Origin of the sequence: Dongia deserti (assembly GCF_003574735.1) — a bacterium.
GTDB lineage: Bacteria > Pseudomonadota > Alphaproteobacteria > Dongiales > Dongiaceae > Dongia_A > Dongia_A deserti.
Window position 1 is genome coordinate 596,299 of sequence record NZ_QORW01000001.1, and the last position, 21,838, is coordinate 618,136.

17 protein-coding genes and 2 pseudogenes are annotated in these 21,838 nt (G+C 62.8%); 9 read left to right on the forward strand and 10 right to left on the reverse strand.

What is annotated here, in order from left to right; genetic code table 11:
- Positions 1-42 precede the first annotated feature (42 nt).
- The 3 genes from DTX69_RS30540 (at position 43) to DTX69_RS02925 (ending at position 4,414) form a co-directional block, all read left to right on the forward strand.
- Positions 43-3,585: a YcbK family protein gene (locus DTX69_RS30540; protein WP_284735508.1), complete on the forward strand. Its 3,543-nt coding sequence runs from the start codon at positions 43-45 to the stop codon at positions 3,583-3,585.
- A gap of 5 nt (positions 3,586-3,590) precedes the next feature.
- Entirely contained in the window at positions 3,591-3,935 is a 345-nt protein-coding gene (locus DTX69_RS02920) for a hypothetical protein (protein ID WP_162916572.1), read from the forward strand.
- Between the two features lie 107 nt (positions 3,936-4,042).
- Positions 4,043-4,414 carry a C40 family peptidase gene (locus tag DTX69_RS02925; protein WP_119299965.1) on the forward strand — a complete coding sequence of 124 codons (372 nt, stop codon included), beginning with the start codon at positions 4,043-4,045 and terminating at the stop codon, positions 4,412-4,414.
- Between the two features lie 359 nt (positions 4,415-4,773).
- Here the strand turns inward: DTX69_RS02925 and DTX69_RS02930 are convergent, their stop codons facing one another.
- Positions 4,774-5,718 (reverse strand): LysR family transcriptional regulator, encoded by a 945-nt coding sequence (locus DTX69_RS02930; RefSeq protein ID WP_119299966.1) that lies wholly within the window; start codon positions 5,716-5,718, stop codon positions 4,774-4,776.
- Positions 5,719-5,834: 116 nt separating this feature from the next.
- Here DTX69_RS02930 and DTX69_RS02935 point away from each other — a divergent pair, with 116 nt between their 5' ends.
- Genes DTX69_RS02935 through DTX69_RS02945 form a run of 3 tightly spaced genes read left to right on the forward strand, consistent with a single transcriptional unit; the run spans position 5,835 to position 9,396 of the window.
- Positions 5,835-6,656 carry an SDR family NAD(P)-dependent oxidoreductase gene (locus tag DTX69_RS02935; RefSeq protein WP_119299967.1) on the forward strand — a complete coding sequence of 274 codons (822 nt, stop codon included), beginning with the start codon at positions 5,835-5,837 and terminating at the stop codon, positions 6,654-6,656.
- Positions 6,657-6,700: 44 nt separating this feature from the next.
- Positions 6,701-7,807: an HlyD family secretion protein gene (locus DTX69_RS02940; RefSeq protein WP_119299968.1), complete on the forward strand. Its 1,107-nt coding sequence runs from the start codon at positions 6,701-6,703 to the stop codon at positions 7,805-7,807.
- Positions 7,804-9,396: a DHA2 family efflux MFS transporter permease subunit gene (locus DTX69_RS02945; RefSeq protein WP_119299969.1), complete on the forward strand. Its 1,593-nt coding sequence runs from the start codon at positions 7,804-7,806 to the stop codon at positions 9,394-9,396. Before DTX69_RS02940 ends, DTX69_RS02945 begins: the two co-directional genes overlap by 4 nt.
- Positions 9,397-9,458: 62 nt before the next feature.
- Here the strand turns inward: DTX69_RS02945 and DTX69_RS02950 are convergent, their stop codons facing one another.
- Together DTX69_RS02950 and DTX69_RS02960 are read right to left on the reverse strand one after the other, a co-directional pair.
- Positions 9,459-10,058: a cytochrome P460 family protein gene (locus DTX69_RS02950; RefSeq protein ID WP_284735509.1), complete on the reverse strand. Its 600-nt coding sequence runs from the start codon at positions 10,056-10,058 to the stop codon at positions 9,459-9,461.
- A gap of 302 nt (positions 10,059-10,360) precedes the next feature.
- On the reverse strand, positions 10,361-11,887 hold the full coding sequence (locus tag DTX69_RS02960; protein ID WP_119299972.1) for a winged helix-turn-helix domain-containing protein: 1,527 nt from the start codon (positions 11,885-11,887) through the stop codon (positions 10,361-10,363).
- Positions 11,888-12,002: 115 nt separating this feature from the next.
- On the opposite strand from DTX69_RS02960, the gene DTX69_RS29960 reads away from it, so the two are divergent.
- From DTX69_RS29960 to DTX69_RS30930, 3 genes and pseudogenes are all read left to right on the forward strand, one after another.
- A complete protein-coding gene (locus DTX69_RS29960; RefSeq protein WP_162916574.1) occupies positions 12,003-12,461 on the forward strand; it encodes a hypothetical protein in 459 nt (152 codons plus the stop codon).
- Positions 12,403-12,675: pseudogene (locus DTX69_RS30925) on the forward strand (GFA family protein); the annotation flags it as partial. The gene DTX69_RS29960 and the pseudogene DTX69_RS30925, both read left to right, overlap by 59 nt.
- Positions 12,676-13,009: 334 nt before the next feature.
- Positions 13,010-13,282 (forward strand): annotated as a pseudogene (locus DTX69_RS30930) (peptide-methionine (S)-S-oxide reductase); the annotation flags it as partial.
- Between the two features lie 360 nt (positions 13,283-13,642).
- Here DTX69_RS30930 and DTX69_RS02975 read toward each other — a convergent pair.
- The 7 genes from DTX69_RS02975 to DTX69_RS03005 all read right to left on the reverse strand — a co-directional run bounded on the left by DTX69_RS02975 (position 13,643) and on the right by DTX69_RS03005 (position 21,759).
- A complete protein-coding gene (locus DTX69_RS02975) occupies positions 13,643-14,809 on the reverse strand; it encodes a Gfo/Idh/MocA family protein (protein WP_119299973.1) in 1,167 nt (388 codons plus the stop codon).
- Positions 14,806-15,834: a glycoside hydrolase family 3 N-terminal domain-containing protein gene (locus DTX69_RS02980; RefSeq protein ID WP_119299974.1), complete on the reverse strand. Its 1,029-nt coding sequence runs from the start codon at positions 15,832-15,834 to the stop codon at positions 14,806-14,808. Before DTX69_RS02980 ends, DTX69_RS02975 begins: the two co-directional genes overlap by 4 nt.
- Positions 15,831-17,378: a GMC oxidoreductase gene (locus DTX69_RS02985; RefSeq protein WP_284735510.1), complete on the reverse strand. Its 1,548-nt coding sequence runs from the start codon at positions 17,376-17,378 to the stop codon at positions 15,831-15,833. The genes DTX69_RS02980 and DTX69_RS02985 overlap by 4 nt, the downstream gene beginning before the upstream one ends.
- An 80-nt stretch (positions 17,379-17,458) precedes the next feature.
- The gene (locus DTX69_RS02990; protein ID WP_119299975.1) at positions 17,459-18,727 is read right to left on the reverse strand and encodes an ABC transporter substrate-binding protein; all 1,269 of its coding nucleotides are present in this window, start codon (positions 18,725-18,727) and stop codon (positions 17,459-17,461) included.
- Positions 18,728-18,808: 81 nt separating this feature from the next.
- Entirely contained in the window at positions 18,809-19,915 is a 1,107-nt protein-coding gene (locus DTX69_RS02995) for an ABC transporter ATP-binding protein (protein ID WP_119299976.1), read from the reverse strand.
- Between the two features lie 4 nt (positions 19,916-19,919).
- The gene (locus DTX69_RS03000; protein ID WP_119299977.1) at positions 19,920-20,846 is read right to left on the reverse strand and encodes a carbohydrate ABC transporter permease; all 927 of its coding nucleotides are present in this window, start codon (positions 20,844-20,846) and stop codon (positions 19,920-19,922) included.
- Entirely contained in the window at positions 20,830-21,759 is a 930-nt protein-coding gene (locus tag DTX69_RS03005) for a carbohydrate ABC transporter permease (protein WP_119299978.1), read from the reverse strand. The genes DTX69_RS03000 and DTX69_RS03005 overlap by 17 nt, the downstream gene beginning before the upstream one ends.
- Positions 21,760-21,838 lie beyond the last annotated feature (79 nt).

Genomic DNA, 21,838 nt, shown 5'->3' on the forward strand with positions numbered 1-21,838 from the left:
CTCGCGACCCTCCACGAAATGCCGTTCACCGGCGGATTCGAAATGCTGGCGGAAGACGTCGAGCGGCCGATTCGCCAGCGCGGCGGCGCCACGTTCCCGTCGGGACTAGTGCTGCAACTGGGCGACGGTCCCACCGGCGATCACGAAGACCACTGGGATCCGCACAACACGGGCCTGCCCCTGCTCGCGACCGGCCCGGCGACGCACGGCGAACGCGTATCGCCGCACTTCACGGTGCGCGAGATGGTGTCGAGTGGCGGCGTGGCATCGCCGCTCGCCCGGATTTCGCCACAACTCGTGCGCGTCCTTGAGGCGATCCGCGTCCGCGCCGGCAAGCCCGTCCGCATCACGTCGGGCTATCGCTCGTGGCGGCGCAACCAGGATATCTACCGCGCGCGCGGCCAGCGCCCCACGCTTAGCCGCCACTGCTCGGGACAGGCCGTCGACTTCAAGATTGCCGGCATGAATGGCGTCGAATTGGCCAAGCTGGCGATCGATGCAGCAGGCACGAACCTCGCGATCGGCCTGGGGTCCGACTTCATCCACGTCGACGTTCGCGGCACGTGGACCTTGTGGGAGTACTCCAAGAACGCCGGAGGCAAGGCTGCGATGGCCGAAGTCACGCAGCATCGCGCGGCCGTGTTGAAAGGCAGAGCCCCCACGCCCGCGCCACCCAAGCCGACGCCACCGTCACCGGCGCCTTCGCAGTCGAATCGTCTGGTGGTCGAACACCATCCGCTCCTGAAAGGCCACAGAGGAACCGCACCGGATCTCGTGCTGCGATGGGCAAACGTCGACGCGCCGGGTGCCGTCGATGTCGTGGTGCACTTCCATGGATACTCGGACCACAAGGCCGGCATGCGCCTGCCAACCCACAAGGAGAGCATCAGCGGCCTCGATTTCGGCAGCGTCAGTCGCCCGATCCTCGGCATCCTGCCGCGTGGCAGTTACGCTGGCGATCGGCCGGGCCGGAATCCCGACAGCTACGATTTCCCCGCGCTGATCAAGCCGGGCGCGTTGGACGCGCTTATCGATGATGCGCTCGCACGCCTCGGCCGCCAGACCGGCCACGACCTTCGCCGCGGTCGCCTCATCCTGACCGCGCACTCGGGCGGTGGCGCCACGCTGTTGAGAGCGCTCGCCCACAACGACCCCGACGAGATCCATGTGTTCGACGCGCTGTATCAATCCGGCGCGGCGCTGGTCGACTGGGCGAGGAAGCGCATCGCGCGCCAGGTCGCCTCGCCCGCACCAGTGCGGCCTGCCCTGCGCGTGCTGTATCGCGCGGGCACAAAAGCAAAGCCCGGCACGATGCCACACAGCGAAACTGTGGCACGCGGCCTGTGCTCGCTGCTGACGTCGAATGAGGCCTCGGGCCTCGCGCCGTTCTTTCGCGTCGACATGACGCCGGTCGGGCATAACGACATCCCCCGCGAGTACGGGGGGACATTGCTGGGGAACGCCGGCCAGACGCTTCCGCGCACGACTACGTTCTCCTGCCCGTCCAGGACGTCGCGCGAAGCGGAATGGGGCGAGGATCCCGAAACCGAATCGCTCGCCTGGCTCGACGTGGAAAATAATGGGCTGGACGAAGCGCTCGAATACGAAGAGGTGGGCGAGCAGCTGTGGGAAGCGGAGGGAGAAATCGAACCGGAGGGCGAGGAAGTCGAAGCTGAGTACGATACCGCGTACGAGGCCGAAGAAGAGGAATACGAGGTGAAAGACGAAGACCCTGAGTCCTTCGAACCCGAAACCCTCGAAGACCTGGAACCGGAAACTCTGGAAGACTCCGAATCCGTGAGCCACCTCGATACCCTCACCGACGAGGCCGACTTCCTGGCTGCCAATGATGAAGCCCTGGATGATGCCTTCGCCGACTTCGAGGAAGAAGCACCTCCGAAGGACAAGGTCGACGACTTCCTTGCGAGCCGCCGGTCGCTCTACAAAGTCTCCCTCGTTGGCGAAAACCTCCACATCAACCTCGCGCGGGACGCCTGGACCAAGGCTTATACCGCACGCGCGCTGACCGAAGGCGGTGTCGGCGCCGCCCTCAACGCCATATACATGGGCGGCGTCACCGCCGCGCGGGTGGAGAAGGTGTTCGCGCAGCTCGCCGGGACCGGCGTGAAATATACGCCCGAGAAACGCATGGCCAAGGGCGAAGGCGCAGTGCACGCCATCATAGTCACCCCCGCCGCGTTGGACGGCCTCGCACGGGCGCTGAACCTGACGCGGAAGGACATGGTCGAGGCCTGGCGTCTGCGGTTCGGCGAGACCGCATTCCTTGAATTCGCCCTGCGCTCGGCGTTCGGCAGCTTCCATCAACTCGTGCCGCACTTCTCCGCAAAAGCGCTTGCGGCGAAGCGGATGACCGTCGAACTGATCAAGCGCCTGATCGACAAGCACCCGGGCTCGGTGATCGAAGTAGCCAAGCGCCACCCCGCCGCAGCCGCATGGCGCGCCGCGTTCAAGCGCAACCTCGCCCTGCATTGGGCCGAGCGCGATCCGCAGATCACGGACCTCGACAAGTGGACATGGGCGCAATGGGCGAAGGCGATCTTCGAACTCACCACGACTACGCGCGACACGCTGAATGCGCAGATCCTCCGCCAACGCGAAGAAGACCGGAAGCACGCGCGCAACGAACACCTGCGCCCGCACGAGATCGCGGTGGATGATGCGGCGAAGTTCATCCTTGAGAACTACGAACCTACACACCAGGAGAAGCTGCACACCACGTTTTGGATCGTGCACGGCGGCCTGCACCTCACCAACATCAAGGGCGAACCGATCTTCCTGCTGCGGGTGGACAGCAGCAAGGTGATCTACCAGCACCTCCCGACCAAGAAATTCTACCAGCAAACGCTCGAAGGCTTCGGCGACGAACAGCTGTATGGCATCTATGCCGAGGCAGGCAGGAAGTCGCAGGGCGCCATCGCGCTGACGAAATGGGTGATTGGCCTGGCGGGCGCGGTATTCCCGGTCGTGCGCTACGGGCTCATGGCCACGGACGTGCTCAACGCGGCGTTCAAGCTGAAAAAAAATCAAGCGGCGCTGGAAAGCAGCTACGAGAGCATCAAGTTGGCTTATGGCAATATAGACAAGCTGCTGCCCGGCGTGCTGCCGAAGATCTGGGACGCGGTGCTCGACAAGCGCAACGCCGCGCTCTTCAATCCGTTGCAGAACCCTGATCCCGGCGCGTGGCTGAAGGTCGTGATTCGCCTGGTTATGATGCGGCAGGCGCGCGTGGTGAGCGGGTCCTATGCCTCCGAGGCGGTGACCGGCTTCCTCAACAAGGCGTGGAAGGCGATCAAAACCGGCCTGTCCGCACTGTGGGAAGTCATCAAGCACGTGATCGTGCTCGGGCCAGCGGTCGTGGGATCGACGGGCGTGAGCGGCGAGCGCGCACTGAATATGGCGGAGGAGCGTCTGAAGAAACTAGGTGTGGCCGACGCAGCGGCCATCGTTCTGCAAGTGCGGCGACTGTCGAAGGCCGACCTGGAACGGCTTAGCCGCGAGGTGAAGGACCTGGTCGACAATTCCACCAAGCTTATCGATGTTGTGCGCGACTCGCTGTCTTGGTGAACACGATGCGCGCCTTGGCCCGTGCCCTGCCCTATGCCATCCGGATCGGCGGCCACGATGGCAAGCCCGTCGAAATGGTGGTGTTCGATCCGCGCAGCGGCGCATGGCTCGCCTCGTTCACCGTCGGCGCGCACACGGTGTCGTTGCGCGGGCCGCCCCGGCGATTCCGCGAAGCCGGACACGTGGTCGGACATGCGGCCTGGGTGCGCGTGTTGCCTGAGCCCTTCTGCGAACGGAACATCGATCCCGACTGGCTCGCACAGGCGCTCGCGGCGAATCTCGGCGGCGAACCCGACATTCTCGCGATCGCGATGCAGTACATCGGCGATGCCGCGAGTTATGGCCCCTGATCGGCGGCACGCGCGAAGAAGGCTCGGATTTCAACGACTACCTCGGCATCGCATGGTACTACCCCGACGAGCCAATCGACCCGCCGGAACAACACCAGTTCGGATGCATGGACTGCTCCGGCTATGTGCGCATGGTCTACGGCTACCGCAGCAAGATGGCGTTGTGCCGCGCACCGCGGGATGACCACGCGGCCATTCCGCGCCGCGCGCACGAGATGGCCAGCCACGCGCCGGGCGTCAGAGTACCGCGCGATGAAGCGGTTCCTGGCGATCTGATGTTCTTCAACACCGATGCCGACGACGGACCGCGAATCGACCACGTCGGCATTTACCTGGGCTGCGACACCAAGGGCCACCGCCGCTTCCTCTCCAGCCGCAAGCGTGCCGACGGCCCCACGATGGGCGACACCGGCGGCAAGTCGATCCTCGACGGCGATGGGTTATATGCGAACGCGTTCTGTGAGGCGCGCCGCCTCTGATCCACAAGTTATTAGCGAGGTTTTTGACACATCTTCAAGCGCCTCCGCTACGAGCGCCTCGCTAAGGGCCGCTATGTGCCAATCTCAGACATCGGACGCTGCTCCGGAAGGTCGAGCTGACCGTCTGAAAACGGACGCCTCGCGATCTTGATGGCCTTTGCGTATCCATTCTCACGGCCAGTGACTTCGTTCAACATGGTGAGTTCCATCCTTACCCGTGGTGGGTAAGATCTTGGACGCGCTTGGCGGCGTCGACCGCTGGAAGACTTACCTTGCAGCGACCTTCGTCGGCGCTGGCGGCGTTCCCCCGCCGCGGCCGATCGTCGATCTGAGATGTACGATTCGGATACAAGGGTCTATCAGCGATCAACATCCCGCCGCCGAGTGCCTCCGCCAACGATACTCTTGGGCAGATCGGCAAGGCGCGCTTTGAGGCGCGGCTGCGCAAAATCCAGAAAAGCGCGCAGTTTGACCGGCATGAAACGGTTGGGCGAATACACGAAGCTGACGGGAAGCGCGGGCGGCTGGAAATCCTGCAACAGCGGAATGAGCTCTCCAGATTTGATCGATTCCGCGACGTGATAGGAGAACGCCACCGTGATTCCGATGCCGGCGCGCGCGGCGTCGCAAGCCGATTCAAGATTGCTCACGACCAGCCGCGATCGCACCGGCACGGCATGGGTCTGGTCACGTTTGAAGACCCATACGTTGGGCGATTGGATGGGCGGATAGCTGATGCAGTCATGGGTGGAAAGATCGATGGGCGATTTGGGCGTTCCCCTCGCTTTCAGATATGACGGACTCGCGCAGGCTACGCGGTAGATTTCCCCGATCCGCACTGCAATCAGGCTGCTATCGGCGAGCGTGCCAAGGCGCAGGCCGATATCGACGTGCTCTTCCAGGAGATTGACGGCGCGGTCTTGCAGGCCGAGGTGAACGTCAACCTCAGGGTAGGCCGCAAGGAACTCCGCGAGCACGGGCTGTAGATATAGGCGGCCAAGGGCGACTGGAGCAGACACGCTGAGATCTCCGCGCGGTGTTGTGTATTCGCCGGAGGCGGCCTGCTCTGCTTCCGCCACATCGGCCAGGATTCGTTTTGCGGCAGCGATATAGGAGCGGCCCGCGTCCGTCGGCACGAGCGCTCGGCTCGAGCGATTGAACAACTTCGTCTGCAGATGCGCTTCGAGCTCGGACACTTTCCGGCTCACCGTGGCGAGTGGCGCCTTCTGCTGACGCGCCGCAGCAGACAAGCTTCCGGCCTCAGCGACAGCCAGCACCATCGACATAGCCTCAAAGCGATCCATGACGTTTCCATTTTCTGGAAGCCTAGATCCCAATTTTGCCAGATACCCGTGGTTTTCGGAAGGGTCTATCTAGTCGCTCGAGCAAACCCCTCGACCACCGACGCAAGGAGATCCAGATGAACCCGATCCAGCCCAAACGTACTGCACTCGTCACCGGCGCATCGACCGGTATTGGCGCGATCTACGCGGATCGCCTAGCGAAGCGCGGACACGACCTCATCCTGGTCGCTCGCAACAGGGAGCGCCTCGCGTCTCTCGCGCGGCGCCTGACAAACAGCACGGATCGGAAGGTGGAGACGATCGAGGCCGATCTGGCGTCTCAAGCGGACCTCCAAGTCGTCGAGCACGTTTTGCGAACCAATGCCGACATTTCCATGCTGGTCAACAACGCGGGCGTCGGCGCCACAGCTCCTCTGATCGCTTCCGACGTCGACAAGATGGAAGACATGATCCGCCTGAACGTCACGGCTCTGACCAGGTTGACATATGCGGCGGTTCCGCGATTTGTCGCCCGCGGTAATGGCACCATCATCAACATCTCGTCGATCGTCGCGATCGCGCCGGAGCTGCTGAACGGCGTCTATGGCGCTTCGAAAGCCTTTGTGCTCGCCCTCACTCACTCCCTAGTCCAGGAACTCGCGTCGAAGGGCATTCGCGTGCAAGCGGTGCTGCCGGGGGCCACGGCGACCGAGTTTTGGGACATCGCTGGGACGCCGGTTCACCAGCTGCCGGCACAAATCGTGATGTCGGCCGACAACATGGTCGATGCCGCGCTCGCGGGGCTCGATCTCGGGGAAACCGTGACCATCCCATCGCTGGCGAGCATCGCCGAATGGGATCGCTATGAGGCGGCGCGCCGCGCCATGTCGGGCAACCTTTCGAGCGCGATCCCAGCACCGCGCTACAACTTCGCCAACCGAATGGCGGAAGATTGCTGAAAACGCGGACTCAGTTTTGATCCCACACAGTCGGGAATACGGCCATGGATAGCGGATTGCTCGATCGTGAACTGATCGCCTCATCGAGAAGGAACCAGCGGCGAGTTAAAGCCAAGAAAGTCTTGGTCCTCGCACTGGTCGCTTTTGCAGCAGGTGGGGCGGTCTGGTACGGACACGATTGGTGGAGCGTCAACCGCTTCGTTGAGAGCACCGACGACGCCTATGTCGGCGGCGACGTGACGGTGATCGCGACTAAGATCCCTGGCTTCGTCGCGGAAGTGTCAATCACCGATAACCAAGTCGTCCGGACCGGTGATCTGCTGGTCAAGATCGACGATCGCGACTATCGAGCGGCCCTGGCCAAAGCCGAGGCCGCGGTCGCGGCAGAGCAGGCGCGGCTGCAGAACCTAGCGGCCATACGCCGCCTGCAGCAGGCAGTCATCGCGGGCGCCGAAGCCGATATCGAAGCGGCCGAAGCCGAGATCGTCGTCACGCGGTTCGACCAGGATCGCTACAGAAAACTCTCGGTAACGGCAGCGGCGTCCCTCCAAGACTTCCAGCGCGCCGACGCCGACCACAAGCAGGCGGTAGCCGGCAGAAAACGGGCCGGCGCTTTGCTCGAGGCCGCGCGGCAGCAGATCGAAGTGATCGACACACAGATTCGGCAGGCCGAAGCCGCCCTGGCGGGCGCCGAGGCCGACCGCGAGACCGCCCAACTCAACGTCGGTTACACGGAGCTGCGGGCCCCGATCGACGGCGTGGTCGGAAATCGCAGCGCCCGCAAAGGCTCTTATGCGTCGGTCGGAACACAGCTGGTTTCCATCGTGCCGGCGCGCGGCCTGTGGGTGGACGCCAATTTCAAGGAAGACCAGCTGGCGCATATGCGCCAAGGGCAGGAAGCAATCATCGAGGCGGACATCCTGCCGGGCGAGGTCTTCCACGGACGTGTCGCAAGCCTGGCGCCGGCGACGGGCGCACAGTTCAGCGTCCTGCCGGCAGAGAATGCGACAGGCAATTTCACCAAGATCGTCCAGCGCGTCCCGGTACGCATTCTGCTCGACGGGGATGTATCCGACTTCGGCCGCCTCCGCCCTGGCCTGTCCGTCACCGTCCGGATCGACGCGCGCCCGAAGCCAGGACATCAGCCATGACCGACCAGGCCAGTGCGATGACACAGAGTGCTGCCGGCGATCCAGCATCCTCCAAGAAGATCTTCGCGTTTGCGGTGATGTGCGTCGGCTTCTTCCTCGCGCTGCTGGACATTCAGATTGTTTCCGCATCGCTGCGCGACATCGGCGGCGGGCTGTCGGCGGGCGCGGACGAGACCGCCTGGGTGCAGACCAGCTACTTGATCGCGGAGATCATCGTAATCCCGCTCTCCGGCTGGCTCGCGCGCGTCATGTCGACGCGGTGGTTGTTCTCTGTCTCGGCCGCCGGCTTCACCATCACAAGCCTGATGTGCGGCTGGGCCTGGGACATCGAGAGCATGATCGTGTTCCGCGCGCTGCAAGGCTTCCTGGGCGGATCCATGATCCCGGCTGTCTTCACCGCGGGGTTTGCGCTCTTTTCCGGTCCACGGGTCGTGATCGCCGCTGCCACCATCGGTGCCTTGGCCTCGCTGGCACCAACTCTCGGGCCGACGGTGGGCGGGTGGATCACCGACCATTATTCCTGGCACTGGTTGTTCTTCATCAACCTAGTGCCTGGCGTGTTCGTGGCGGTCGCAGTGCCGATGCTGGTGAAGATCGATGAACCGGACTTGAGCCTGCTTAAGGGCGCGGACTACCTCGGTATGGCTCTGATGGCGGTTTTCCTCGGCTGCCTGCAGTACACCCTGGAAGAGGGGCCGCGCTGGAACTGGTTCAGCGACGATGCGATCCGCACAACGGCCTGGCTCTCTGGATTCGCCGGCCTGGCCTTCGTCTGGCGCAGCCTCACTCATGCCCAGCCCGTCGTGGATCTGCGAGCGCTCAAGAGCCGCAACTTCGCTCTCGGGTGCTTCTTCTCCTTCGTGACCGGCATCGGCCTCTTCGCGACGATCTTTCTGACGCCCCTGTTCCTCGGCCATGTGCGTGGCTTGAGCGCCCTGCAGATCGGCAGCGCCGTCTTCGCCACGGGAGTTTTCCAGGTGCTCTCGATCCCGGTTTACACCTATCTCGCCCGCATGGTCGATCTGCGCTGGCTGATGATGTTTGGCCTGGCCTGCTTCGCCCTCAGCCTGTGGTGTTTCACGCCCATCACCCACGACTGGGGATGGGAGGAGCTGTTGCTTCCTCAGGCGCTACGCGGCTTCGCCCAGCAATTCGCCGTGGCCCCGACTGTGATCTTGACCTTGGGCGGCTTGGCGCCGGAGCGGCTGAAGCAGGCGTCCGGTCTGTTCAACCTGATGCGCAACCTGGGTGGTGCGATTGGCATCGCGGCCTGCGGCACGATTTTGAACGACCGTGTGAACCTGCACTTCCTGCGGCTTGCTGAGAATCTCGATGCCTCGAATCAGGCCGCCGTGGAACTATTGCGGGCCTCAACGGAGCGGCTGGCGGCCATCAACGGCGGCGATGCTGAGCAGGCGAAGGTCGGCGCTCTGAAGCTGCTCTGGTCGCTGACCCTGCGTGAGGCGCAGACGCTCACCTACGCCGACGCGTTCTTCCTGATCATGATCTGCTTTGTGATCGCCACCATCATGGTGCCGCTCATGCGAAAGGTTGCATCGGCGCGGCGCGCACCCGCGGATGCCCACTGAGTCTTGACGTCAGCACCGCCGCGACCGGGACCGAGCCCGATCCGGCGACGCCGAGCATCTGGCTAGTTCTTGAGGATCGGATAGCCCTGGAAGTGCAGGAAATTCTGATTGCGCACTGGTTCGTGGCATCCAAGACAATCCTGCTTGTAATCAGTCGAGACAGTCTTCACTTTCTCCGTTCCGTCGTAGAAGGCCCAACCCCAGCCCTCACCCCAGAGCGGTGATGCGCCGGCATATTTGTTGGCTTCGTCCCTCACCATGACGAAGCGCCCGATGAGCGTGTCAGCGTAACTGGACGTGCCGGTTGTCATCGCTTCCGTGTTGGTGGCAAAGACGTCCTTGACCAGAACGGCGCCGTCCGGGAACGCACCGGTCTTGCGGTAGGCGTCCACGTTTTCGGGCAGCGTATAGACGACGTGAAATTCCTTGGCGCCCGCCTCCGGATCGTCGGCCAGCACCGAGAACGACCCCAGCAGAGTCCAGTCGCGGCGGTAATCGACATTCGGCACGTGCAGCAATGTCTGCGGATCCGAAGCCGCCTCGGCAGTGTCCCATTCGGAGTGTGCTACCGCGGCCATGATGGCAAAGGCGCTGGAAAGCACCAGCACGCCGGGGAGAAAACGCCTCATCGCTGGAGAGGTGCCCTTGAGGAAGCTAGTCATTGATTCGCTCCTGTCCTTCCATGCGCCGGAAGTGACGCAGGACTTATTGGGCCGATCGTTGAATGGGTGGTGCGGAGTGTTCAAGAATGCCGGCGAGTTTGCCGGTGGACGCGTTCGTCAATCACGAGCCGCCGCGTTCAGAGAACACAGCAACATGGACTCTTATAACTACTCCGGTCAGGAGTCTATTGGGTTCGATTCCGAAGTCATTCAAAAGAAGGCTCTAAACGGCTCCGGTTGAAATGTCCGCTTTGTGCCTGCCATTACCAGACCAACGTAGACTGCGGTGCCAAAGTAAGCGGTTAGTGGGGCAGTCCCGCTTTATGCAAACCATCCAACAGATGCTCCAGGTCCGCCCGATGTTGAAACTTCGTGGTATCTTGCCAGTAAGATTCCCAGTCCTTGAGCCGCTGACCTGGAAAGCCCACCATCTCGCGTTCGGCTACGCGCAGGAACTCATCAAGCATTGCCGCCGCTTCTTGCGGGCGACCGGCGTGCGCCAAACTGGCAGCAAGCCAGCCGCGAACTTCGTTGATTGGATCCACCATCTGCTTGAAACTGTCGATCGCCTCAGCATACCGACGCGCCACGAACAGAGCGCTTCCCCGCAGCCAGGGGATCCAGTATTGGTCACGTGGGTCGAGTTGCGCTGCAGTTTCGTACTGCTGGATCGCCTCGCCTACTCGCCCGACCGCCACGAGATAGACTCCATGGATCGCACGCAGGCGCGTGTCGTTCGGGTTTAGCTCGATGCCAGTCTCGAGGTGCAGACGGGCCAAGTCATAGTCACCCCGGAAGAGGTGGGCGAGCCCAAGTGTCCATCGGCATCGGCTGCTTCGTTCGTCCAGCTCGACGGCACGCTTGGCCAAATTCAAGGCTGCAATCAAGGCGGTTGCCCGATCCTTTACCCACCACGCATAGTAGTCCACCATATGGCACTGGCCCAACTCGGCATAGGCCTCAGCCATCGTGGGGTCGAGTCGAATGGCGGCCTCCAGCTCATGCCGAGCCTTCTCGTTGTCTTCGCGCGTGAGGCGCAGCCAATAGTGAACTCCACGTAGATAGCAGTCATAGGCACGCAAGTTGGTCGGGTTGAGGGTAACTGCACGCGCGCGTTCGTGGCGATCGGCGCGTCCGCTGACCCTTGTTGCAATGGCGTGCGCGAGATCGGACTGTACAGTAAGAACGTCATGCAGATCGCGATCATAACGCTCGGCCCAGAGGTGATTTCCCGTCGCCCCATCGATCAATTGAGCAGTCACCCGCACGCGATTGCCAGCCTTACGAGCGCTGCCCTCCACGACATACTGCACGCCCAAGTCACGCGCCACGCGCCGGACATCAACGGCTTTATCCCTATACTGGAATGAAGAATTCCGCGCGGTGACAAAGAGCTGCCGAAAGTGGGATAGCTCGATGATAATGTCCTCGGTGATGCCGTCGCTGAAATAATCCTGTCCGGGGTCGCCGCTCATGTTGTCGAAGGGGAGAACGGCGATCGATGGCCTGCGCTTTTCCTGTGAGTCAGCCGCGGCCACGAACGGCTTGGGGCCGACATATTTGTAGCCCCGGCCGTGCACCGTCATGATCATTTCCGGGGGGAGTGCCTTGCGCAACACGGAGATGTGAACCTGCAGGGTGTTTTCCTCCACCACCAGGCCGGGCCAGACCGCGCCGAATAGGTCGTCCTTGCTGACCACCTCATCCGGCTTGCCCAGGAGGACGTCGAGAATGTCGAATGATCGGGCCGAAAGCTCCGCCGGCCCCTCAGGCCCGATCAGCAGCCGTTTGGCGCGGTTCAGCCGATAGTTTCCAAACTCCCAGTCCATTGGCCAAGAGCCCCTCCCCCGGCTGAGGCAGGATAGTCCAAAACGGTCCCGAAGGCGAACTTCAGGGCGGTTCAGTTCTTTTCAGGTCCAAACCAAGGACCTGAGTGGGTAAGGAGTGTCATTCTCGCCGCAATACGGCAACCAAGACCATCAAGAGAAAGACCGGGCGATACTCCCTGGCAAGCCATCCGGCGCCATTATCGCGATTCAGAATGGACGGTGTATGCCGATGCAGCGCTTTGATCTCCTCGATGAGTATGCGACGATCTGCGTACCAGTACGGATGCAGAAGGGCTTGCCAAAAAGTTCCACGGACGAGCGCGACGAGCAGTTGATGCGAGCTGGCTATCTGGTGGTCAGCATCGGCTGGTTTTTCCGTACCATTGCCGCGTTTGTCCGGCGCATTGCTCGCCTTCTGATAGACCCGCGTATGGTACGCCGGCAGATCAGCTCGGCCGAGGCAAGCGGGAGAGAATCAGTGGCCTACAGCGCGCCATCCACTCAGGGAGGAAATCATGACCGGCAAGACCTTGCCAATCACCGGCGGCTGCCTGTGCGGAGCCGTGCGGTTTGAGGCGACTGAGCCGCCTACGTGGGTCGCCCATTGCCATTGCCGAATGTGTCAGAAGGGCTACGGTCATCCCTCCGGCATTTTCGTGGGGTTCAAGGGGGCGCAAAAGGAGGCGTTTCGGTTCACCAAGGGGATGCCAATGTATTACCAAACGTCTGCATGGTATGAGCGTGGCTTCTGCTCCAACTGTGGCAGTCCGCTTGGAATGCGTAGCCCGCAGGGACACGCTGTCATGATTGGCACTCTCGATCACCCCGAAGAATGGCCGCCAAACGCAGCTCACACGGGCATCGAAAGTCACATTCCATGGAACGTCATCCATGATGATCTGCCGCGGACGCGAACCGAGGAAGATCCTGACATCAATGCAGCGAAGGAATCCGCTGAACGCCGGTCGATCGGCGGGCCCCAGGGGGTAGCGTCGGCGGAACTCCGAGGAAGGAGCACCAGAAGAGCGAAAACACCGAGCGCGCGATCCTCGCGGGAGGCTGCTTCTGGACCATGCAGCACCTGCTTCGCCACCGCGACGGGATCATCTGCACCCGCGTGGGTTGGATCGGCGGGAGAACGAGAACCCGACCGAGAAGAACAACGTCAGTCATGCCGGGGCGGTCGAGGTCACCTTCGATCCGGATCGCCTGTCCTACCGAGAGCTGCTCGAGTACTTCTTCATGGTCCACCGGGCCGATCTCGGCGAGGACGTCGCCGAGAGCGGCTACCGCTCGGAGATCTTGCATACACGCGAGGAGCAGCGTGTGGTCGCCGAGGAGACCATCCGCGACGCATCCGGCTATTGGCCCGGCAAGGTAGTGACCCGCGCCAGCAACGCAGGCCGGTTCTGGGAGGAAGCCGCTGAGCAACAGGACTATTTCCAGCGCTTTCCGGTCGCTGCCCGGCGCCCTTCCCCGGGCAGAGCGAGCCGGCTACGGCTTCCTGAACCGTGCGAAGTAGCCGAGGGTGCCACCCACGCGCCACTCGAAGCCGTAGCCCGCGCCGCTGGCGCGCAGCCGCATCGGTCCCAGCCAGGATCTTGCGGACCGCTCGCTTTGCCGTGGGAGGCGCAGAGATGGAGCGGCCACCTTTCGAGTCATCGATGGCGGCTTGGGGTCAAAGGCGGGAGGAAGCCCGCATCCGCAATAGGTCCGGTTAGCTTTCACAGAACCAGACGCAGCGGTTATCGAGCATCAACTCCTCACCTTCTCCCACTGCCGCGATGCGTGGGAGGCCATGCAGGCGTCCACCAGTGCGACGATCCGCTTGGCGTCGGCAAAGGTCGGCCAGGCCGGCAGGTTGTCGATGATCGACTGGATCACTTGACTTGCCTCGAGCGCCTTCACCTCGTTGTAGCCGAGTCCGAAGTTTGCCAGCGGAAGGAAACTGCGGTAGTCCTTTATTTCCGGACCGACATCGATCGCCCGAAACCCCTGCTCCCCGTTCGCGTCATTCAGATAGAAAACGTTCAGCCTGGTGATCTCGTCATAATCGTACGTGATTGCGCCCTTCGTTCCATAGATCTCGTAGCGCTGCATGAAGCGCCTGCCGGTGGCGATTCGGCTGAAATCGATCGTGCCGACGCCGCCCGACTTGAAGCGGCACAGGACCATCCCGAGATCCGGATTGGTGACGGCCTTCCGCCTTCCCGTGTTCCTGCCGCCTGAAAAGGATCCGTAGGCGGCACCCTCGACCTCGGGGCGCTCCTTGAACACGACCGGGCAATGGGCGGTGATCTCCTCCACCTCGCCTACCAGATAGTCGATAAAGCTAAACACATGCGACCCCGTGTCACCCACGATGCCGGTGCGCGCCAGATCGCCATCCAGGCGCCAAATGAACGGCGCGTCCGGGCTGCCATGGCTGTCGACATGCTGTGCGCCCCGGAACAGCGTAACGTCGCCGATCTTTCCCGACTGAATGATCTCGCGCGCGAGCTGATGCACAGGGTTGATGGGAAAACCGTGACCCACCCGCGTGATCAGGCCTTTCGCCTGCGCCAGCGCCACCAGCTCAGTGGCCTGTTCCGTGGTGTCCGTCAGCGGCTTTTCGCAATACACATGCTTGCCCGCCTGCAACGCCGCCTTGGCGACCTCGTAGTGCAGCTTGTCCGGCAGGCAGATGTCGATCAGGTCGACCTCCGGATCGGAGGCAGCGTCGGCCCAGTCGCGGCTGGCCTTCGACCCCGGGAAGCCATCGGCGGCCCGGGTGGCGCCGGCGAAATTGTCGTCGATCAGCCATCGGACATGCACCTTGGCCTGGATTTCGGGGAATTGCCGCGCCATGGCAGCATAGGCATTGCTATGCACCCGTCCCATCCAACCACAGGCGCCCAGCACGGCAACATTGATGTGTCTCATGTCTCGATTCCTTTCTTCATGGGTGGAAGGTCGCGCGCCGCGGCCCTGACCCGATCGGCAGCCGCTGAAAGCCGTTCGCGATCAAGCCGGCCATCCGCAACCGCCTGCGCGATTGCGCCACACAACGCTTCGAGATGATCGCCTGCCGCGACGAGAAGCAGGTCGGCGCCGGCCTTTAACGACGCTACCGCTGTCTCGGCGAGTGGCCGGCCGCGCAGCGTCGCCTTGGCGTCAAGGTCGTCGCTTACCACCAATCCGCGGAAACCAAGGCCCTTGCGGAGCATCCGAGCCGTGGTCCTCGAGGTCGACGACGGCTCCTTTGGATCGACCGCTGGCACGAGCGCCGGGCCGAGCATCACAGCATGTACACGAGCGGCGATGACAGATCGGAAGACTGCCAAGCCTGGCTCAAGCTGCGCCATCGACAGGGGCACCGTCGCCTCGGCGACCGCCGGGTCGCAGTCGATGTCGGGATGACCCGGGAAGTGCTTCGCCACCGCGATCACTCCGCCGGTCTGGAAACCCCTGACGCTGGCGGCAGCGATGCGTGCGACCTCCCTGTGGTCGGCGCCAAGCGTTCTCCCAGCAAGCCAAGGGTTGCGACCAGTGACCACATCGAGGATTGGCGCCAGGAACATGGTAACGCCCATGCTGCGCGCAGCCGATGCAATCTCACGGCAGCTCGTTTCAATGGCCGAATCCGACATCTGCTGGAGTTCGGCCAAGTCCGCCAAGGACGGCACGAGGCTGTGCAGCCGTTGGATACCGGCGGGCTCCTGGTCCACGGCAATCAGAGACGGACCTGCGCGGCGCCGAACCTGTTCGGCCAGTTCAATGAAGTGATCGCGCGATTCAGCCTGGATGCGTTCCGGCGCCATGCGCCTCGCGACGTACTCGCCGCGCGTCTCGCCCAGCAGGATCGAGCGGCCGCCGCGATCAAGGAACTGCTTCAACGCATCAGGCAGCTCCAGGTCGGCGATGGCGGGCAGGAGCACCGCATGCGCGTCTTCGATGATGGTGCTCAATGCAACCTCCCGCGATCGACAACATGCGCGGCGACGCGCAGCGCCTGGGCCGCGATGGTCAAAGCAGGGTTCACGGCCGCAGAAGTCGGCAGGAAGCTTGCGTCGACCACATAGAGGTTCCGGTGATCGTAGCTCCGACAGTAGGAATCCAGCGCCGCGGTCGCCGGGTCCGATCCCATGCGCGCAGTGCCGCACTGGTGCGAAGGCGACCGATTACCGAAAGGCTTGGTCAGGATGATCGGATAGCCGGCTGCGCGGAAGATCCGGCGCATCTTCTCGACCAGCAGTCCATGCGCCTTGAGATTAGTCGGCTGCCAATCCAGAACGATCTGGTCGCCCTTGGGGAAGACGCGACTTTCAAGGGCCGGCAGATCCTCGCTCATGAGATACCAGTCGACCGCGTGGCGTGAGACCTGCTCCAACAGGAACTCGGGAGCCAACGGCACATTGGCCTTGAGGATTGGGCCAGAAACCTTACCAAGCAGCTGCACGTTGCCGAGTGGACACCCGCTTTCCGTGTCGTGGAGATAGAAGTCGTTCAGACCGAGTGTCTTCTGGTAGACGGTACGGAACCGGACACGTGGGTCGATGGTGATCATCGCCGTCGTGTTGTGGTTCATGAAGTAGCGGCCCACCACGCCGGAGCTGTTGGCCAGGCCGCGGTCGTTTTTCCGGTTGTCGGAACGCTGAAGGATGATCGCGGAATTGACAGCGCCCGAGGCCAGGATGAAGACCTTGGCCGCGAGGCGCTTCAACTCGCCATTCTGCCGATAGACGACCGCATTCACCTGCCGACCGGACGGATCAATCTCGAGACGTAAGACATGCGCGCCTGTCTCCAAACGGACATTCGGATGTGAGAGCGCCCCCGCCAAAGGGCCGGTCTCGGCATCGATCTTACCGGAAAAGGTGTCCGGCACTCCGTCCCACGGTGTGCGACCGCGCTGCAGCCACCGCTCCAGGTCGACCGCGAGCGGCAGCGGTGACGGATTGAGGCCAAGCCGGCGCAGACGGCATTCCGCATCGGATATTGCGGGTTCGTGCGGGATGGGCAGAAAGGGATATGGCCGGGAATGGTACGGCTCCGTTCGGTCGGCGTCAGTCGACCCCCGCACCGCATACAACTCCTCCGCCTGGCAATACCAGGGCTCGAGTTCGTCATACGTGAAGGGCCAGGCTTCGGTCGTCCCTTCCAGGTGCTGACGCGCCTGAAAATCCTCGGCGCGATACCGATACATGACCGCGCCATAAAATTTCGAATTGCCGCCGACATTGTAGAAATTGCCGGGATTGAACGGCTCACTTCGCGCATTTAACCAGTGTTCCTTGGGCCGAAACATACCGCGCTTGAAGATCGCATCGAGATCGCGGGTTTCTGGCGTGTCTCGCAAACGCTCCCCGCGCTCGAGAATGGTGATCCTTGCTCCAGACGGGGCGAGACCGTGCGCCATGGTTGAGCCGCCGATTCCTGAGCCGATGATGACAAAGTCCGGAAAGTCGTTCACTTCGCGCTCGCTGTCGATAATCTGATCCCGGACCTGCATAGTAAGCGATCAGCCCGGCTCTTGCTGCGGGCCGAGAGGCATCCGGAAGCGCGGGGTCACCGCGCTTCCGATCGTCGTATTTACAGCGCCTCGAGATTTTCCACGAACTGCGCAGCTGCATCCTGCGGCGACATCGATGCGTCGTTTGCCAACGCATGGATCACGTCAATGATCGCGGCTTTCGCATCATTGGGCACGGCGACGCTCTCGACCAGCGAGGGCAGCAGGCTCCCTTCCTTGATCGCGGCGTCGCGGTCGGCAAATGCCTGCTTGGCGCAGTCGTTGAAATGATCCGGCTTCACATCGAGGCGGGCCGGGATCGATCCCTTCTTGATGTTGAACTGCTCCTGGACGTCCCGATCCATGATCAGGCGGGCCAGCACCTCCTGATTGGCTCGTGTCTCCTCGGTCGGCTGCTCGAACATCGCCATGAAATCGGTGACGAAGACGAAGGACGAGCGATTGCCAGGCGCGCTGGCGCAGACATAGTCAACGCCTGGCTTCTTGTCGGCCTTAGTGAAGTCGCCAACCGCCCAGTCACCCTGGAATTGCACGGCCGCTTCGCCGCGCATCACCATGCCCGTCGCCAACGCCCAGTCGCGGCCCGGCCTGTTGGCATCGGCATAGGACAGCACCTTGCGGAAGGTCTCCAGAGCCTTGATCATATGATCGCTGCCAAGAGCCTCCTTATCGAGGCCCATGATCGCCTTCTTGTAGAAATCGACGCCGGCCTGCCCGATCAGGATGTTGGAGAAAATCTCCGTCTCCTGCCAATCGTCGCCCCCAAGAGCCAGCGGAATGACCTTGCCGCCTTGCTTCACCTTATCGAGATAAGCGAGGAATTCGTCCCAGGTCTCCGGCACCTTGCCGCCATTCTCGTCGAGAATAGCCTTGTTGTAGTAGGCGTTGTTCTCGCGATGCATGTTGAACGGCACCGCCACCCATTTGCCGTCGGCCTTGGCGAACGGCTGAAGCGCCGGCGCAATCAGCTCGTCCCAGTTCTCCGCCGTGCCGACTGCGGTGAGGTCACCCAGCGAGTCTTGCGCATAGTACTCGAGCACCAGCTGGCCAGGCGCCAGCGCCGAAGCCGGCGGATTGCCCGCGGCAAATCGCGCCTGCAGGGCCTGCTGCTGCGTCCGCCCGCCATCGCCGGCGATCGCGGAATCAACCCAGGTGATGCCCTCCTTCTCCACTGCGTCCTTCAGCACCTGGAGCGCGGCGGCTTCACCGCCTGAGGTCCAGAGATGCATCACTTCCAGCTCTTTGGTGGTTGCTGCAATGGCCAGTGCCGGTACGGCCACCGCCGCCGCAATGATTGCACTGCACTTCCGATAACGTCTCGAACGCATAGCTTCCTCCTGATATCGGCTGATTGGTTCCGGGACCCATGCGCCCGCCGACGGCGCGGATGGTCCGGTTGCTTCCCCGCGTCAATCTATCCGCCGCTCCGACCCCGGATCGAAGATGAGCACTGATGCGGTATCGAGCTCGAAGCGCGCGGGGCCGCGGCTGTGGAACGCGCGCGGATGGCAGCGGGCGGTCACTGCCGCGCCACCGAGCGATATGACAGCGAACGTGTCAGCTCCCGTGGGCTCGAGAATCTCAATGGTGGCATCAATCGCGACTTTGCCCGGCCTCACAGCCTCACCGGCCTCGGTCAGAGCCTCTGGCCGAACGCCCAGGATCACCTCGCGTCCGGCAAGGACCGCGCGATCCGCCGTGATTGGACCGACATCGATCGCTACCGGAGCGGCGCCGTTCCGGGCAATGCGGGCCTGGATCCGCTCTCCTTCGACCGTCAAGTCGGCCGGAATGAAGTTCATCGGCGGGGAGCCGATGAAGCCTGCGACGTAGAGATTGGCAGGCCGGTCATAGATGTCCTGCGGGCGACCCACCTGCTGCACCACGCCGCCGCGCATGACGACGACCTTGGTCGCGAGCGTCATCGCCTCGATCTGGTCGTGGGTGACATAGACGATGGTGGTTTCCAGGTTCTGGTGCAGGCGTTTGATCTCAGCCCGCATCTCGATCCGAAGCTTGGCATCGAGGTTGGACAACGGCTCGTCGAACAGGAACACCTTGGGCTCTCGGACCAAGGCGCGCCCCATCGCAACGCGCTGGCGCTGTCCGCCCGAAAGCTGTGACGGCTTGCGATCGAGCAATGACGAGAGCTGCAACGTTTGCGCCACCTTCTCGACGGCCGCCCGCCGCTCGCCGGGGGGCACGCCGCGCACCCGCATGCCGAACTCGATGTTCTTGCGCACGCTCATGGTCGGGTAGAGAGCGTAAGACTGGAACACCATGGCGATGTCCCGCTCGCGCGGTTCCAGGCCCGTCACGATCGAGCCGTCGATCAGGATGTCGCCGCCGCTGATGGCCTCGAGTCCGGCGATCGCATTGAGCAAGGTCGACTTGCCGCAGCCCGAAGGCCCGAGCAACACCAGGAACTCACCGTCGTCGGCGTCGATGTTGATGCCGCGCAGCACCTCCAGGTCGCCGTAGTTCTTGGTCACATTGCGGATTGCAAGCGTTGCCATGACCCTACCCCTTGACCGAGCCGGCCATCAGGCCGCGGATGAAGTACTTTCCAGCGAGGACATAGATGACGATCGTCGGGAGCGCGGCCAGCAGCGCGGCAGCCATGTCGACGTTGTACTCACGCTCGCCGGTGGAGGAGTTCACGATGTTGTTTAGTGCCACCATGATCGGCGCGTTCTCGCCGGTGGTGAACGCGACGCCGAACAGGAAATCGTTCCAGATGCTGGTGAACTGCCAGATCACGGTCACCACCATGATGGGCAGAGACATCGGCAGCATGATCGCGAAGAAGATCTGGAAGAACCCGGCGCCGTCGACCCGCGCCGCGCGCGTCAGCTCCTTGGGAACATCGAGGAAGTAGTTCCGGAAGAACATGGTGGTGAAGCAGACGCCATAGATCGTGTGGATCAACACCAGGCCGGAAAGGCTACCCGCGAGGTCGAGGAAACCCAGGGTGCGCGCGACGGGAATCATGACGCCCTGGTACGGCGTGAAGCACCCGAGCATCAGCAGCCCATAGATAAAGCGCGATCCCCTGAACTCGACCTGGGTCAGGGCGTAACCGTTGATGGCGCCGATGAGCGTGGAGAGCACGGTCGCCGGCACGGTGATCAGGAAGGTGTTGAGGTAGAACGGCGCGACGCCGATGCAGTTGACCCCGACGCAGGCGCTGGTCCATGCCTTGGACCAGGCTTCGAGGGTTGGCGCGACGGGAAGCGCCAGGAACGTCCCGCTCCTGATCTCGTCCGCCGGCTTCAGCGACGTCACGAGCATCACCACCAGCGGCGCAAGGAAAAACAGCGCGAAGGCGATCAGCGTCGCATAGATGGCGATCCGGCCTGCGATCGCAAAGCCGTCCGAGCGCTGCTGGGTGGTCGGCAGTGCCGTTCTTGGCCGCGCCCCGAGGTGCGCGCTATCGACGGCGTTCATGGCGCAGCTCCGAGTACAGATACGGGATCATGACCGCCGCGACCGTCATGGTGATCATGATGGCGCTTGCGGCACCCTGGGCCAGCTGACTGCGGCCAAAGGTGTATTTGAACATGAAGGTGGTCGGCAGATCGCTCGCGAAGCCCGGCCCACCATTGGTCAACGCAACGACCAGGTCGAAGGAGCGCAGCGCCTGGTAGAGCAGGATCACGATCACGCTGAGAAAAGCCGGGCGTACCATGGGAATGACGATCGAGCGGTAGATCTCCGGCAGGCTGGCACCGTCGATGCGTGCAGCCTTGATGATCTCGCTGTCGACGCCGCGCAGCGCCGCGAGGAAGATCGCCATCACGAAGCCGGCGGATTGCCAAAATGCAGCGATGACGATGGTGTAGATCGCCATGCGCGGATCGACGATCCAGTCGAACTTGAAGTCGGCGAAGCCCCAGCTGCGGACCAGCTTCTCGATGCCGAGATCGGGCGTCAGCAGCCATTTCCAGGCGATGCCGGTCACGATGAAGGAGATCGCCATCGGATAGAGATAAATGGTGCGGATGGCATTCTCCGCGCGGATGCGCTGATCCAGGAAGATCGCGAGAACGAGACCGGCGCCAACGGTCAGGCCGATGAAGAGCAGCGAGAAGATGCCGAGATTCGCGACTGAGGTAATCCAGCGGTCGTTGGCCCAGAGCTTGAAATACTGGCTGAGGCCCACGAACGTGTAGTCGGGCGCGAAGCGCGATGTCGTCAGGGAGATGACGCCCGTCCAAGCGACGAACACGTAGACAAACAAGCCAACGGCGAGCATCGAGGGAATGAGCACGGCCAAGGCGGTTAGGACCTGGCGGCTGCCGCCACCAAATCCAGCCACCGCCACCGCGTGTCCAGGGCTGTAGATGCGTCCTTCAGGCATAGCCTCTCCCATGGCGCGCCGCTGCCGGCCACCTCGCTGGATGTCCTCATCTGTGTTGTCATGTCCGGGCGGTTCGAGC

Excerpts from the sequence above, each read along its gene's own strand:
- DTX69_RS30540 (WP_284735508.1), top strand. The coding sequence starts at position 43 with ATGCTGGCGGAAGACGTCGAGCGGCCGATTCGCCAGCGCGGCGGCGCC.
- DTX69_RS02920 (WP_162916572.1), top strand. The coding sequence starts at position 3,591 with ATGCGCGCCTTGGCCCGTGCCCTGCCCTATGCCATCCGGATCGGCGGC.
- DTX69_RS02925 (WP_119299965.1), top strand. The coding sequence starts at position 4,043 with ATGGACTGCTCCGGCTATGTGCGCATGGTCTACGGCTACCGCAGCAAG.
- DTX69_RS02930 (WP_119299966.1), bottom strand. The coding sequence starts at position 5,718 with ATGGATCGCTTTGAGGCTATGTCGATGGTGCTGGCTGTCGCTGAGGCC.
- DTX69_RS02935 (WP_119299967.1), top strand. The coding sequence starts at position 5,835 with ATGAACCCGATCCAGCCCAAACGTACTGCACTCGTCACCGGCGCATCG.
- DTX69_RS02940 (WP_119299968.1), top strand. The coding sequence starts at position 6,701 with ATGGATAGCGGATTGCTCGATCGTGAACTGATCGCCTCATCGAGAAGG.
- DTX69_RS02945 (WP_119299969.1), top strand. The coding sequence starts at position 7,804 with ATGACCGACCAGGCCAGTGCGATGACACAGAGTGCTGCCGGCGATCCA.
- DTX69_RS02950 (WP_284735509.1), bottom strand. The coding sequence starts at position 10,058 with ATGACTAGCTTCCTCAAGGGCACCTCTCCAGCGATGAGGCGTTTTCTC.
- DTX69_RS02960 (WP_119299972.1), bottom strand. The coding sequence starts at position 11,887 with ATGGACTGGGAGTTTGGAAACTATCGGCTGAACCGCGCCAAACGGCTG.
- DTX69_RS02975 (WP_119299973.1), bottom strand. The coding sequence starts at position 14,809 with ATGAGACACATCAATGTTGCCGTGCTGGGCGCCTGTGGTTGGATGGGA.
- DTX69_RS02985 (WP_284735510.1), bottom strand. The coding sequence starts at position 17,378 with ATGCAGGTCCGGGATCAGATTATCGACAGCGAGCGCGAAGTGAACGAC.
- DTX69_RS02990 (WP_119299975.1), bottom strand. The coding sequence starts at position 18,727 with ATGCGTTCGAGACGTTATCGGAAGTGCAGTGCAATCATTGCGGCGGCG.
- DTX69_RS02995 (WP_119299976.1), bottom strand. The coding sequence starts at position 19,915 with ATGGCAACGCTTGCAATCCGCAATGTGACCAAGAACTACGGCGACCTG.
- DTX69_RS03000 (WP_119299977.1), bottom strand. The coding sequence starts at position 20,846 with ATGAACGCCGTCGATAGCGCGCACCTCGGGGCGCGGCCAAGAACGGCA.
- DTX69_RS03005 (WP_119299978.1), bottom strand. The coding sequence starts at position 21,759 with ATGCCTGAAGGACGCATCTACAGCCCTGGACACGCGGTGGCGGTGGCT.